Genomic DNA, 13,049 nt, shown 5'->3' with positions numbered 1-13,049 from the left:
TGTTGGTTCCGATGTGTGCATGTGACGGGGTGATATCCGCAGAATGCACAACGGTTCGATGGGAGCGTGAATGGACTGCACATCGGCCATCGAGAGAAAAGACACGGATCAAAAGGAATGTGGAATATAGATGCCGTGCGCATGAAAAAGCGGCGATTGAACGTTGGTTATGGAACTTTCTCGCCGTTGGTTGGCGACTCCGTTGCAGATGGATTTTGCCTCGTCAGTTTCAGAGCGATACTTTCGGCCTCCAAATCAGACCCGGATGCTTCAGCGGTTGTCGCAGAAAAACTTATCATGATGCGATGGGAGGAATCAGCCTATGGTGACATTGTTGTGGATCTTGTCATTGGCGGCGTTGGGTTTGACGTTTTGGGCGCAGTTCCGTGTGAAGGGCACATTTCGTAAATGGGCGAAGGAACCGGCCACTTCCGGGTTGACCGGTGCCGAAGTTGCCCGGCGCATCTTGGATTCAAACGGGCTGCACGATGTGGCGGTCGAACCGGTACCGGGGGAATTGACTGACCACTACGATCCAATTCACCGGGTTGTGCGTCTGTCGGAGCCGGTTTACTACGACAGCTCGATCGCTGCGATTTCCGTGGCGGCTCACGAGTGCGGACACGCCATTCAGCATAAAGAAGCGTACGGTGCGTTGGTATTGCGGCACCGCATGTTTCCGGTCGTCAACTTCGCCTCTTCCGTGGCTCCGTTCTTGCTGATGGGTGGGATTTTCCTGCAAATGATGAACCTGTTTGCGCTGGGAGTCGTGTTTTTCTCCGCTGCCGTGGCGTTTCAGCTTGTCACGCTGCCGGTGGAGTTTAATGCCAGCTCCCGCGCGAAACAGATCATGGTTCGCGATGGATATATCCGCAATCTGGAAGAACGGGGCGTCAGCAAAGTGCTGAATGCGGCCGCGTTAACCTATGTGGCTTCGGCGTTGTACGCACTGTTGGAACTGTTTCGCTTCGTGGCGATGTTGGTGGTTTCGCAAAACGATGATTGATATGCGCACAGCCGCGTTTTTCGCGGCTGTTTTTTGTTTTACATATTTCATTCGCAAGCGTCGGATACTAAGCGGAGAATCCAACCAAAAGGGGGAATACGGCCATGCGGCTGTTGACCAAGTGGATCGCGGGAACGCTGACGCTTGCGGTGTTCCTGGGAATGATGGGATGTGCCATGCAAAAAAGACCGGAATCCCAGCCTGACACGCGTCCCAGGACGACACAACCGATTACCTACCGTACGCCGAATGCCGCACCCAATGTCACCAATCTGCGGGCAGCCAATCATGTGGCGGACGCAGTCGCCCGTCTGAAAGAAGTCGACTCGTCCGTTGTGTTTCTGGCCGATCGCACGGCATATGTGGCGGTCGTGTTGGAAAAAGACTACCGTGCCGGTTTGACGGGGCGTTTGAAGTCCAAAATCTCCAGGCAGGTGAAAAGGATCGATCCGAGCGTACGAACTGTCTACGTATCCACCAATCCCGATTTTGTCGCCCGGATGCGAGATTATGCGCGTGATGTCCAACAAGGACGTCCAATCACAGGGCTTATCGACAATTTCCGGAAAATCATTCAACGGACGTTCCCGACGGCACGGTAACCGAAGGCCCCTGATTCCAGGGGCCTTTCATCATGGGAAAATCGTCAACAAACCGACCTTCCTTCATTGTAACGGTTCGTTATAGTATTATTTATAAAGAGCGAGCGGAAAACCCGGCCTCTTCAGGGTTGGGATGAAAGCGAGCGTCGGACGCGGGAGGGCTTTGGCTCTCGCAAGTCTGACATGGTTCCCATGCCCTTGATCCATTCTGAAAATACCTGGAATCCTGTATAATACAATTGTAGGGAAAAGGTGATTACGATGATGAGAATCTGCAAATTCAGGCTGAAACCAACGTAAAAGTCAATCTGGAAAAATGGAATGGACGCCGGGCATGTGCCGCTGGTCTCTGCAACGCCATGCTTGAACAAAGAAAGTTTGCCTGTAAGAGACGTGGTATTACCATGAACGATCACAAGCAAGCAGTAGCGCGGGGAAACACCGGGATACCCTCGCATTTAAGGAGAACCGTACGATGGCTTCACCGATCCTCAAGCCGGTTACCAATCACGGTCGATCCTCACAACACGTCACAGGCATGCTCCGAATGTGATCAGACCGGAAAGAAGACATGAAACGAACGGATCGATCGTTGCTCATGCGGATATATGGCAGACAGAGATGTCCATGCCGCAAAAAATGTTCTGCATCCAGCGATGGGATCCGTTCCTGAACCGGGATACGGGCAATGAGAACCAACCCTTTTCCGGGCTTGAACAAAGCCATCATGGATGGGAGTGGGTTGCCGTGCCGGATGAGCGAGAAGCCCACGGCGACCGAAGGAAGTGCGCCTTTGGTGTTTGAGCCGTGCGGAGCAAGTCACATAAAGGGAAAACACCAGGATTTTGGGAGGAGGCTTCATCGATGCAACGTTTGACGCCGATGGACATTTACAAAAAAGATTTCAAACATGCCATCCGAGGATATGACATAGATGAAGTCAATCAGTTTTTGGATTTGGTGATCAAGAATTTCGAAGAGTTGATCGAAGAAAACGAACGACTGAAAAAAGAGCTGAAAAAAGCCCAATCCGGGCAAGTTGGTCAAATGACGCATCCCCGCCTCGCCAAGACGGAAATTTCCCCGAATGACCCCGTAATCCAAGACATCCTGCGCCGTTTGGAACGATTGGAACAGCGTATTTTCAGTACCCGACCATAGGACCCCAACGGAGGAGGAAACAAGATGTCATTTTTACGCCGAATGTTCAGCGGCGTAACAGAGACGGGGGAACGCGATCCCGATCCGGATCTGCGCACCCGGTATTACCGTGCACCTGTAAAAGAAGTGGGAGAGACACTGGAACAGTTGCCGGCACGCCTCTCATTGTTTCGCGTTGTTCATCATGACCGGCAACGTCACGAAATCATGCTGGAGTATCGCAACCCGCTGGGCGGGAAACATGATGTGGTGGTCACGTTGTTTGCGGTTTCCCCGGTCAGGGTGGCGGTGGATATTCATGCAGCAACCAGGGGCAAAATGATCGATCTGGGTTGGAACAAAAAGTGCATACAAGCCATTTATCAACACCTGGATGGCATCCATCCAAGGGTATCGGGGGCATGACATGCGGACATGGCGTGATCGACTGGAACCGTTGTGGGAGCGATGGAAGTCGGAATCGGGAGAGAAAGGGGCACAAGTGGGGTGTGCCCTTTTTTCGCTTCGACGGAAGGAGACGTACGGTCACCGGGATGAAGAATGGATGATTCCCGCGTCCAACAACAAGCTGTGGACTTCCGCCGTTGCATTGGAGCGGTTGGGAGCGGAGTATCGTTGGCAAACGCTCCTGGAATGGACGGAAGATCGTTGGTTGATCGTAGGGGGCGGTGATCCCGTGTTCGGCCAACGACAGGCGGAAGCGCTGTTGGCGGAATTAAAAGGACACGGTGTTCGACGCATGCCCGGTCGTATCGACTGGGACGACAGCGCATTCCCGACGCGGCGATGGGGTACCGGTTGGGCGCGGGATGATTTATCGGAAGGATACGCCGCCCCTGTCCACGCGCTCAATATGGAATTGAACCGGATTGCTTGGGTGGCTGATCCGGAAGACCCCTATCCCCGCCTTCGGTTGCCACCGTCATATGGCACACTTACTGTTCAATGGCGAAGTCATTTGTCGTGGACCGAAGAGGAAGAATCAGATGTACGGGTGATGAGGGCCGAACGTTCCAACCGTTTTCGCATCGAGGGGGCGCTTTCCCGCCAGGATCCGCAGGTAACGGGAGCGGTATGGTCGCCTCCGCACTTTTTTATGGAGCGTTTGCGTTGGTTTGCACAGGAACAAGGTCTGGCCGTCCCGGAAACATGGACCGGACGCCGGCGGAAGAGCGGTGGCCGGATGCGGAAGACGGGTGTGGACTCTCCACCGCTGAAAGAGTGCCTGGCATTGGTCAATGCCGACAGCGAAAACTTGGTGGCGGAGATTCTCCTGCATACAATCGGGCGCGAATCCGGTGGGAAGGACTGGGTGGAGCAAGGCATTCAAATCGTCGAACAAACCTTGCGACGGTGGGGATTGGAACCGCCCGCGGCATTTGTGGACGGATCGGGTCTGTCCATGCATAATCGCTGTTCACCACGCCAATTGTGCGAATTGTTGCGCTTGATGCTAGACCATCCGGCTTTCTCCGTTTTTGCGGACAGTTTGGCGGTTTACGGACAAACCGGTACGTTGAAGAAACGGAATCCGCTCCCGCCGCCGATCACCGTTCGCGCCAAGACAGGCACGCTCACCGGTGTCAAAACGCTTTCGGGATACCTGTTTGAAGGTCGGACGCCCGTTTACGTGTTTTCGCTGATGGTGAACGGCGTGCGGGAAGAACGAAACGTGGAAAACCTCCAGGATGCGTTTTTACGTCTCCTCGCCGACCATATCCGTGATGAGCGGGATTGAGGCCGGAAACTCGGAGCCGTCATAGCGTCGGCCAAAACAAAATTCCTCCGCATATGGTGCGTCTTGGCTGAGTGATTGCACCTGAACGGGCAACCCCGTTCGCGGGGCGTGGATGAATCGGTCGTCTCCCACATACATCCCCACATGATGAATCCGACCTCTGCCCTGCTCGTAAGCGAAAAAGACCAGATCGCCCGGTTCCAGCGAGTCCCGCTCGATGCGCAGACCAAATGAGGCTTGAACATGAGCATCGCGGGGAATGCGAATACCACAAGCTTCAAACACACGGTGGACAAAGCCGGAGCAATCCATCCCATACACGGAAGTGCCGCCCCATAGATAAGGAAGGCCCAAAAAACGGCGGGCCGTCTCGATGCGTCGGTTCGCTGCGGCCACCGGCAGTGTACGGCCGATGTGAACGTGTTCAACCGGAACCCGTCCCGGTATGCCGGACGGGGTCATCACGATGACGTCACCGTTGGCTTCTCCGATAAAGGGCAAGCGGGTCAGCCATCCGATTTCCATCGTACGCTGGGCGCCGTCGATCAACAGTCCGGTCTTCAAAGCCGTTACGATCGCAAACGGGTGGCTCTCCCGCATATGGTGGAAATCCGGATGATAAGCGAGATGATGAGCGGGGACCCAGCCGGGGTAACCCCGTTTTTCTTCGTGATGCGGCTGTCCGGGAATGAATACGTGCGCCCAGCCGTCTATTTCTTCCTTCACCCACACCGGTTCTCCCAGCAGCAGTTGGGTTTCCAAGCGTCCGACCAGCCCCAACCGTCCGTCCTTCTCCTCGTCCAGTCGGGACAACCATTCAAACACACTCGGATGCCTTTTCAGGATTACACCGTCCATTTCTCGCGGTCGGTCCGGATCTTTCCATACGTTGGCGACCGGAACACGGACATAGGCGATCGTCATGTTTTCCCTCCTCGTGCGATATAGTGAAAACAAACGACTGTCCTTCGAGATGTATTCGATTCTGCAAACGGGAGTTCCTCGGGATTTTCGGAAAAAAGGAATTTTTTGCGCCGTGATCGAAATCGTATCAATGGAAATGGATTCGTTTTTTTCCGTAGGAAAAGGAGAATTTTCAAGGGGGTTGTGCCATGGGGCGTTATGGGAGACTGATGCTCATATTTATCCTCGCAATCAGTTTGTTGGCTGTCGGATGTCAGGGTGGTTCGGTGGAAGGGACCGGAGAAAAAATTTTAAGGCAGAACAGTTCTTCGGGAGAACCCTCTTCGCTCGATCCGGCAAAAGCGTTTGACGAAGATTCCATGGATGTGGTCGGTTCACTGTTTGAAGGGTTGATGCGGCTCAACGCCCAACATCAGCCGGAGCCGGCCGTAGCCGAAAAAGTGGACGTATCGTCGGACGGACGGACGTATACGTTCCATCTGCGGGATGCTCACTGGTCCAATGGAGAGAAGGTGACCGCCCACGATTTCGAATACGCGTGGAAACGGGTGCTCAATCCCCAAACCGCTTCGGAAGCAGCATTCTTAATGTATTTCATCGAAAACGCCGAAGCATACAACACCGGAAAAGCGACAGCCGATCAAGTCGGGGTGAAAGCAACGGACGACCGTACATTGGTGGTCAAACTGAGCCAGCCGACACCGTTTTTTAAGCAGTTGACCTGTTATCCGGTATATTCACCCGTCTACAAAAAAGGATTGGAAAAAAACCCGAACCTCTACAACGAAGCCGCAAGCTATGTCAGCAACGGCCCGTTCAAAATGAAAACGTGGAAACATGACCAAAAGATCGAGGTCGTGAAAAACGAACATTACCGTCTGGCGGATCAAGTGAAACTGGACGGCATTTCGTGGACGATGGTCACTGAACAGAAAACGGCCTATCAAATGTATCAATCGGGTCAATTGGACATGTTGAGCCGGAAGTCCGTGCCCTCTGACATCTTGGCCGGATTGATCAAAAAAGGGGATGCCAAGGTGAACCCCGGATCGGGTCTGGAGTTTTTCCGGTTCAATGTCACCAAACCCCCCTTTCACAATGCGAAAATCCGCAAAGCGTTCGCTCTGGCGGTGGATCGCACCGCGATTGTGAAACAAGTGGTTCAGGGGAATGAACAGCCGGCAGGTGCGTTCGTCTCACCGGGAACTTTATCCCAAACGGGCGATTTCCGCAAAGCGGCATCACCGTTTGTACCGTTGGCGGCCCAACCCGCGCAAGCCAAACAATTGTTGCAAGAGGGGATGAAGGAGGAGGGTTGGAAAACATTGCCTCCCGTCACCCTGCTTTACAACAGCAACGAGAAAAACAAGGCCGTGGCGGAAGCACTGCAGGCGATGTTCAAACAAAACCTGGGCGTGGATGTCCGGTTGCAAAGCCAAGAAACCAAAGTGTTTTTGTCCAACCAAAAGGCGAAGAATTACCAATTGTCCCGCTCCAGCTTTTTGCCTGATTACAACGATCCGTACAACTATCTGGAAAGTTTCCAAACGGATCATCCGATGAACCGGACAGGTTGGAGCAACCCACAATATGATGCCTTGGTGAAAAAGGCGTTCTCCGAACCTGACGATACCAAACGGCTGGGATACCTCCATCAGGCGGAAAAGATCCTGTTCGACGAAATGCCGATCTTCCCGTTGTACTACTACAATCAGGTACACGTGCAAAAGGACTACGTGAAAAACATCATCCGCCACCCGGTCGGACCCAGTGATTATCGGTTCACGGTGCTGGACAAATAACAGGAATCGCCGGTCCCCCGCCTCCGTGCGGGGGCCGGTTTATAAAGAGCGGGTGGGGAAAGCGAGCAGCATTCACGGAACATGTCTTGGAAGGGAGAAACCGGCAGTTGCTCCATCACTGGAAACGGTTGATGGTTGTTGGCACCTGTTTTTGGTAACGGAGAACGATGAAACAACGGTCGGGAAGTATCTGCCCGATGCAGGATGGATGGCATGGATCATGTTGGCGGGTGCCGTTTTTGTCACGGGATTGTTCCGTTCTCGATATGAAGGCGGATTACCTTTTGGACAGGCGTTTCCTGGTGATGTAGAAACTGTCAAAATACCGTTCCTTCCACTGTCGCATACTAATATCAGGCTCATACGAGTGGAGGGATTTTTGTGGCCAAAGAGCACCATGAAGACGAAAAAAGGGAGGAAATGCGGCAGTTGGAAGCTTCCCTTCAGGACGAGCGGGATCAGGTGGAGAATACGGATCGCACTTCTAAGGAGTGGAGTTATGCCAATACAGAACCGGTGGATGTGGAAGCGGCTTCTGAGTTGGCCGAACCTGTCCGCCGGGACAACATTCCCGACCGCAAAAAAGAAGGTGTGTCCGACGGGCGCACCATGGGGATCATCGCTTTGGTGTTGTCGCTGATTTCCTTTTTCCTGCTCCCGTTTTTGTTCGGCTCCGTCGGTATTATTTTAGGCGTGTTTGCGGCGGCGAGGGGCAGTCGCATCGGTTGGTGGGCGTTGGCCCTGTCAGTGATCGCCATCGCGGCCTCCATGGTGATTACGCCGATCATGCGGTATTGATGTTGTTCCAAAGTGCTCCGAAATCGGAGCGCTTTTATAATGAGCGAGCGGGAAAGCCCAGCCCTTTGGGGTTGGGATGAAAGCGAGCGTCGGACGCGGGAGGGCTTCCACTCTCGCAAGTCCGACAGCATTTGGGTATCATCAAGTCGTGCGACAACATTGAAAACGACGATGCAAGCAAAGACTCGTGAAACCGAAAATCACCCACGTTTGGACGAAGCCGTCGTGGATGGATGTGGGCAGCCACGCCGGATGAAGCGAGAAGGTTCCGGTGCTTTAGCCGTGCGGAGCAAGTCACCTTGAGGTGAAACGGGCATCAACAATTCATTGACCCTGTGGATCAAAACCAGCCAATACCCGGACAGATCCAGGTTTTGGTGACGGGGGATGATTTTCGCATTCCAACAAAGCCCGTCAATCCTTGCAGCGGAGATACCCGTTTCACCGCCATGACCGTTCAGGTGTGGAAAGTTCGACCGAGGACAACAGCTGGAAATATGGATGTGGAAATCCGGGCCGGGGACGAATCTGTTTTTCCGTACAAAAAAAGGTTGCATAGACAAAAGAGACGTGCTAAAATAATTTCTGCACCGCGCGGATGTAGTTCAATGGTAGAACACTAGCTTCCCAAGCTAGTAACGCGGGTTCGATTCCCGTCATCCGCTCCAGGACCAACCCGTTGCACCTGCGTGCGACGGGTTTTTATTTTTTGGAAAAGGGGAGAAGGTCGTTGGTCCGGATTCGGCTGGCGACGGAGGAGGATGTGCCCTTGATCTACCTTTGGCGTCAGGATGAGGAAGTGGCGTACTGGTCTTCCGGCGGGCACGGATATTCAGCCGTCACGTTTTCACAATTGTCGGAACGCATCCGCGGACAGCGTTCGGACAGCCGCAGTTTGATGTATATGGTGGAGATCAGGGAAGATGGGGGATGGAAACCGATCGGTTCTTGCCATTTTCGCGATTTTGACGCGGTATCCCGTTCGGTGATCATCGGTTTCACGATCGGTGAAAAGTCGTATTGGGGCAAAGGGTACGGCACACGGGCGCTGAGGGTGTTTGTGGACCTGCTGTTTCAGCGGTACAATCTACACCGCATTCAGCTTGATACGTTCGATGAAAACAGACGAGCGATCCGTTGTTACGAAAAATGCGGATTTGTTCGGGAAGGCGTTTTGCGAAAAGCTTTTTGGACCATCCATGGTTACCGGGACAAGATCGTAATGGGATTGTTACGGGAAGATTGGGAAAAGGATCGGGCTGGACATGAGGATGGATCATAATGGAAAATCAAGTTGTCGGTACTTGGTGAACAGTTGCCGACTAAATAGGCCGCCCGGATCTTTCATCCACCGGCATACAAGGAACGGGCACTCAGGACCGTGAACAATGTCGGAAAAGATAGAAGAAATCATCAACAACCGCTTGTATAGGGGGAGTCAATGGTGAATAAACGGGAAGCGTATGTTCAACAGTTGTTTGTCAAGGAAGACGAGGTGCTTCGTTCGATCGAACCGGGCCTTTCCGAGAGAGGCATGCCGCAGATCTCAGTGTCCCCCAATGTGGGTAAAACCTTGCACATGCTGGTACGAATCACGGGTGCTCGACGGGTGTTGGAGATCGGGACACTGGGGGGGTACAGTACCATTTGGCTCGCCCGCGCCCTGCCGGAAGACGGTCGTCTGGTTTCGCTGGAATTGAATGCCGCTCATGCATCGTTTGCCCGTACCAACGTGGAACGTGTCGGGTTGGCTGATCGGGTGGAAATCCGTGTCGGGGACGCCAAGAAAAGCTTGCAGCAGTTGGCTGAGGAGGGGGAAACATTTGACTTTTTCCTGATCGATGCGGACAAGGAAAGTTACTTGACTTATTGGGAATGGGCGATCCGGCTGGCTCGCCCCGGCGCAGTGATCACGGCGGACAACACCCTGCTTCATGACCGCATTTTCGAAGAAAACGTCAAGGACGAACGTGTCCGTGCCATCCTTCGTTTCAATGAGGCTGTCTCGCGGGATGATCGGGTGGAAGCCATGCTGTTGCCTTTCGGTGATGGCTTGTTGGTGGCGCAGGTGAAGGACTGACACCAAATCAAACCCCGGCAAGATAGGCCGGGGTTTGTTTACGGTCGGAACAGCTGTTGGATTTTCCGTGTCTTTTTGAACCGGTCGATCCGCTCCGCCAGCTTGGGATAACGGGCGCGCAGTTTCATTAATAAACGGCGGGCCCAAGGCGAAGTGTAGGACAGCATGTACAAACCGATCAACAAAAACAGCACACCCTGCAACACGGGCAAAAAGAGACCGAGTACACCGAGAAACAGGAAGAACCAGCCGCCGATTGTCAGCAAGATCCGTTTGACATTCGCGTTCATGAAGCAACTCCTATTCACGTGATTTGTTACATAGTTTGCGCTGATTGACTTACTGCCATTCTAACACAGATTCGATACGGTTAAAAGGAAAGGACCGGAGGGAAGAATATGGAGCGTTTCATCGGTTCACAGTCACCGGTGTCCCTTTTGCCTGTCTGTTTGGCTGTTGCCCCAACCATGGTTTGTACGCCGGCAATTTTTCATCGTGCCGGCCCCATTGTCTGGCTTTTTCATTATATTCGCAGGCCGTTTGAGATGCTCCCTTTTGAGCTGACAGATGCACAACCTGGTATGGGGGTACCAAGTCCAATAAATGCAGAAAAATTTCTTGACACGCCACATGTCTGAAAACGTGGAATTCTTGGACCGTTGGCGTCCGCAGTCCGTTTTCCGCTTCGGATAACGCCCAAGTTCAGGGGTGTGTATCACCCGGTCCCAAGCAGTTCTGCAACAACGCTGCATGTACCCGCATGGGCGGCGTACCTGCGACCAACGGAAGTGCCCGTGGTATTACCGGTACGCCGGTTCTTCTTTACTCGCGCTCATGGTACCCGGTGGGGGTTTTTGCCGCCAGCACTTCCTGCCATGACGTACAAAATCCTACTACCAGCAGGATGAGCACAGATTGATGAAGATGCTGACATTTCTTGTTTTCCCTGACCATCCCCGTGATGGGGATCACGGACAAAGCTGTCTTTTATCCCACGATTCAAATACCCCCAAGGGGCTTGCAGTCAGCTTTCTGTAAAAATGCCACCGATTCCTTACACGGGCAAAAAATAATCGACACTTTGTGGTGGGAAAGAATCACCGCGCCGACCGTCACAGATCAATCTGTCACCAGCCGCGGGTTTTTTTGGCTGATTGTCGGGAATGATGGTCATGCACTACTCCCTTTGTACCCCATTCCTTTCATTCCCATGTCGGAGATCAACATTTTTCGAACACAGTGGCTGTCCCGTTTTTACCGAAGGATAATAAAGCGGAAGCCGTGTGCGTATATTGTGTTGCGGAGGGATGGCAGATGATCATCGCGGTGGATTGCGGGCGCAGTTATGTCAAAGTGATGACGGAAGAAAAGACCTTTCTGTTTCCCAGCAAAGTGAGCGGGTGGCGCAAACGGAACTACCGGCAGGAAGTGGAAGGGGACATCGAACTGCAGTACCGGGGCCGAAAATGGTTTGTGGGTCAACTCGCCGAACGGGAAGGGGAGTTTACCCGCCAGGCGATGCAGGACACCAAAGCGGTGGAGGAGACGCTCTTGCTCACGCTGACCGCCATTCACTTGGCGGGAGGGAAGGGAAAGGTCACGTTGGTGACGGGTTTGCCGATCGTCAATTTTACCGAGGAGGAGAAGTACGCAGTCAAGCGGCTGTTGCAGGGGCATCATCACGTGGAAGTGAACGGCCAGTGGAAACAGTTTCACATCGATCGCGTCTACACCACAATTGAGGGGGGAAGTGCATTTTTCGCCGAACCGCGCATGGGATTGGTGCGCATCATCGATTTTGGAGCCAAGACTACCAACTATGCGACATTCAAGGACCGGGTGTTTATCGACCGGGAGTCGGGCACCATTCCGATCGGGTGGGAAACAGCCAAGGAGTCCAATGTAAGGGAGATGGCGGATTTGATCGCCAGCAGTGTCTCCAAAAAATGGGGAGCAGACGACGTCGTCCTGTTGGTAGGGGGAATGGCGAAAAAGATGGAGCCGCACATCCAGGAACATTTCCGTTGCGCATTGGCGGTCAAATATCCGCAAACAGCCAATGTTCGGGGTTATTTCGCGGTGGGGAAAGCAATGCTTGAAGGAGTGCAGGTATGAAAAAAACAGTGGGTGTCTCATTTGATCTGTCTGATCCGATGGAGAATGATCTGTTTCAGTTTGCGCAAAAGAAAACGGGCAATTTCGACGATCTGGTCAAACATTTGTTGTTTGCGTGGCGCTACGGTTATCTGGAACCGGATGGACAATGGGAAACGTCCCGGCCCGATGCGGCACAGGTGATCCGTAACAGCGGCCTTCCTTTTGGATGAGCATGCAAGAATGGAGGAATCCCGCTTGAATCGAACGACGGAGTTTGTGTTGGCTTTGATCGGTGGTATTTTCGGGCTGCTCTTGTCCCTTTCCTATGTGTTGTTCGGCGGCGTTGGACTGGTTTCGGGAGTGGAAGAAGCGCAACAGGGCGGTATGGTGATCACGGTGGCCGGTATTCTGCTGTTGATCGGCTCGATCGCTTCCATGATTCTTTCCGCACCTTCGCAAATCCGGAAGCATCACAAATGGAGTGGCGGCGTGACATTGGCCACCGGCATTCTTGGCTTTTTTGTAGCGTTTATTCTGTGGCTGATTCCCGGTGTATTGTTGATCCTCTCCGGTGCATTGTCACTTCGAATTCCCAAAACGGACAGGCAAAACCATACGGAAGTGTGAAGCACATCCCGGATGCCCGGGAAGGCATCGAGACTGCTGACAAAGGGGTTTCACCACTCGCGATTTCGGGTACGCCGGTTTCCCTCTCATTCCTGAATCGCTGTGGCTCAATGGTCGCTCGCAGGAATTGGGACACCCTCTTTTAGGAGAGCGGGTCCGGATTCCCTGTCGAGCGACTCTAGCTGTTAGAGCTTAAGACGGGTAAAAGGGATTT

At 53.2% G+C, this 13,049-nt stretch carries 15 protein-coding genes and 1 tRNA gene; 14 read left to right on the top strand and 2 right to left on the bottom strand.

Annotated elements, in window-relative coordinates:
• Positions 1-322 precede the first annotated feature (322 nt).
• From JQC72_RS03015 to dacB, 5 genes are all read left to right on the top strand, one after another.
• Positions 323-1,006 (top strand): zinc metallopeptidase, encoded by a 684-nt coding sequence (locus tag JQC72_RS03015; protein WP_205492630.1) that lies wholly within the window; start codon positions 323-325, stop codon positions 1,004-1,006.
• 104 nt (positions 1,007-1,110) lie between these two features.
• Positions 1,111-1,608: a YhcN/YlaJ family sporulation lipoprotein gene (locus tag JQC72_RS03010; protein ID WP_205492629.1), complete on the top strand. Its 498-nt coding sequence runs from the start codon at positions 1,111-1,113 to the stop codon at positions 1,606-1,608.
• Between the two features lie 864 nt (positions 1,609-2,472).
• Positions 2,473-2,769: a DivIVA domain-containing protein gene (locus tag JQC72_RS03005; RefSeq protein ID WP_205492628.1), complete on the top strand. Its 297-nt coding sequence runs from the start codon at positions 2,473-2,475 to the stop codon at positions 2,767-2,769.
• Between the two features lie 24 nt (positions 2,770-2,793).
• Positions 2,794-3,174: a DUF1499 domain-containing protein gene (locus JQC72_RS03000; RefSeq protein WP_205492627.1), complete on the top strand. Its 381-nt coding sequence runs from the start codon at positions 2,794-2,796 to the stop codon at positions 3,172-3,174.
• A 1-nt stretch (position 3,175) separates the two neighbouring features.
• The gene (gene dacB / locus JQC72_RS02995) at positions 3,176-4,507 is read left to right on the top strand and encodes a D-alanyl-D-alanine carboxypeptidase/D-alanyl-D-alanine endopeptidase (protein ID WP_205492626.1); all 1,332 of its coding nucleotides are present in this window, start codon (positions 3,176-3,178) and stop codon (positions 4,505-4,507) included.
• On the opposite strand, the gene JQC72_RS02990 is transcribed toward dacB, so the two are convergent.
• On the bottom strand, positions 4,466-5,431 hold the full coding sequence (locus JQC72_RS02990) for a C40 family peptidase (protein WP_205492625.1): 966 nt from the start codon (positions 5,429-5,431) through the stop codon (positions 4,466-4,468). The genes dacB and JQC72_RS02990 overlap by 42 nt on opposite strands.
• Before the next feature lie 188 nt (positions 5,432-5,619).
• Between JQC72_RS02990 and JQC72_RS02985 the strand changes: the two genes are divergently transcribed.
• The 5 genes from JQC72_RS02985 (at position 5,620) to JQC72_RS02965 (ending at position 10,111) form a co-directional block, all read left to right on the top strand.
• The gene (locus tag JQC72_RS02985) at positions 5,620-7,233 is read left to right on the top strand and encodes a peptide ABC transporter substrate-binding protein (RefSeq protein ID WP_205492624.1); all 1,614 of its coding nucleotides are present in this window, start codon (positions 5,620-5,622) and stop codon (positions 7,231-7,233) included.
• Between the two features lie 381 nt (positions 7,234-7,614).
• On the top strand, positions 7,615-8,031 hold the full coding sequence (locus tag JQC72_RS02980) for a DUF308 domain-containing protein (protein ID WP_205492623.1): 417 nt from the start codon (positions 7,615-7,617) through the stop codon (positions 8,029-8,031).
• A gap of 594 nt (positions 8,032-8,625) precedes the next feature.
• Positions 8,626-8,699 (top strand) — tRNA-Gly (locus JQC72_RS02975).
• A gap of 11 nt (positions 8,700-8,710) precedes the next feature.
• Complete coding sequence (locus JQC72_RS02970; protein ID WP_335342383.1) at positions 8,711-9,313, top strand: GNAT family N-acetyltransferase; 603 nt, start codon at positions 8,711-8,713, stop codon at positions 9,311-9,313.
• A gap of 162 nt (positions 9,314-9,475) precedes the next feature.
• Complete coding sequence (locus JQC72_RS02965; RefSeq protein WP_419179828.1) at positions 9,476-10,111, top strand: O-methyltransferase; 636 nt, start codon at positions 9,476-9,478, stop codon at positions 10,109-10,111.
• A gap of 38 nt (positions 10,112-10,149) precedes the next feature.
• On the opposite strand, the gene JQC72_RS02960 is transcribed toward JQC72_RS02965, so the two are convergent.
• Positions 10,150-10,401 (bottom strand): DUF454 family protein, encoded by a 252-nt coding sequence (locus JQC72_RS02960; protein ID WP_205492620.1) that lies wholly within the window; start codon positions 10,399-10,401, stop codon positions 10,150-10,152.
• A gap of 108 nt (positions 10,402-10,509) precedes the next feature.
• On the opposite strand from JQC72_RS02960, the gene JQC72_RS02955 reads away from it, so the two are divergent.
• The 4 genes from JQC72_RS02955 to JQC72_RS02940 all read left to right on the top strand — a co-directional run bounded on the left by JQC72_RS02955 (position 10,510) and on the right by JQC72_RS02940 (position 12,835).
• Positions 10,510-10,749, top strand: a complete 240-nt coding sequence (locus tag JQC72_RS02955) for a hypothetical protein (protein WP_205492619.1) — start codon at positions 10,510-10,512, stop codon at positions 10,747-10,749.
• Positions 10,750-11,425: 676 nt separating this feature from the next.
• Entirely contained in the window at positions 11,426-12,226 is an 801-nt protein-coding gene (locus tag JQC72_RS02950; RefSeq protein ID WP_205492618.1) for a ParM/StbA family protein, read from the top strand.
• Entirely contained in the window at positions 12,223-12,438 is a 216-nt protein-coding gene (locus JQC72_RS02945) for a hypothetical protein (RefSeq protein WP_205492617.1), read from the top strand. Before JQC72_RS02950 ends, JQC72_RS02945 begins: the two co-directional genes overlap by 4 nt.
• A gap of 25 nt (positions 12,439-12,463) precedes the next feature.
• Entirely contained in the window at positions 12,464-12,835 is a 372-nt protein-coding gene (locus tag JQC72_RS02940; protein ID WP_205492616.1) for a DUF4064 domain-containing protein, read from the top strand.
• The last annotated feature ends 214 nt before the right edge of the window (positions 12,836-13,049 follow it).

This window comes from Polycladomyces zharkentensis (genome assembly GCF_016938855.1).
Lineage (GTDB): Bacteria > Bacillota > Bacilli > Thermoactinomycetales > JIR-001 > Polycladomyces > Polycladomyces zharkentensis.
The sequence above is the reverse complement of the archived record's forward strand: the minus strand, read 5'-3'. Positions and strand labels throughout refer to the sequence as shown.

Bases quoted from the DNA above. Each gene is read 5' to 3' on its own strand.
- JQC72_RS03015 (WP_205492630.1), top strand. From the start codon at position 323: ATGGTGACATTGTTGTGGATCTTGTCATTGGCGGCGTTGGGTTTGACG.
- JQC72_RS03010 (WP_205492629.1), top strand. From the start codon at position 1,111: ATGCGGCTGTTGACCAAGTGGATCGCGGGAACGCTGACGCTTGCGGTG.
- JQC72_RS03005 (WP_205492628.1), top strand. From the start codon at position 2,473: ATGCAACGTTTGACGCCGATGGACATTTACAAAAAAGATTTCAAACAT.
- JQC72_RS03000 (WP_205492627.1), top strand. From the start codon at position 2,794: ATGTCATTTTTACGCCGAATGTTCAGCGGCGTAACAGAGACGGGGGAA.
- dacB (WP_205492626.1), top strand. From the start codon at position 3,176: ATGCGGACATGGCGTGATCGACTGGAACCGTTGTGGGAGCGATGGAAG.
- JQC72_RS02990 (WP_205492625.1), bottom strand. From the start codon at position 5,431: ATGACGATCGCCTATGTCCGTGTTCCGGTCGCCAACGTATGGAAAGAT.
- JQC72_RS02985 (WP_205492624.1), top strand. From the start codon at position 5,620: ATGGGGCGTTATGGGAGACTGATGCTCATATTTATCCTCGCAATCAGT.
- JQC72_RS02960 (WP_205492620.1), bottom strand. From the start codon at position 10,401: ATGAACGCGAATGTCAAACGGATCTTGCTGACAATCGGCGGCTGGTTC.
- JQC72_RS02955 (WP_205492619.1), top strand. From the start codon at position 10,510: ATGGAGCGTTTCATCGGTTCACAGTCACCGGTGTCCCTTTTGCCTGTC.
- JQC72_RS02950 (WP_205492618.1), top strand. From the start codon at position 11,426: ATGATCATCGCGGTGGATTGCGGGCGCAGTTATGTCAAAGTGATGACG.
- JQC72_RS02945 (WP_205492617.1), top strand. From the start codon at position 12,223: ATGAAAAAAACAGTGGGTGTCTCATTTGATCTGTCTGATCCGATGGAG.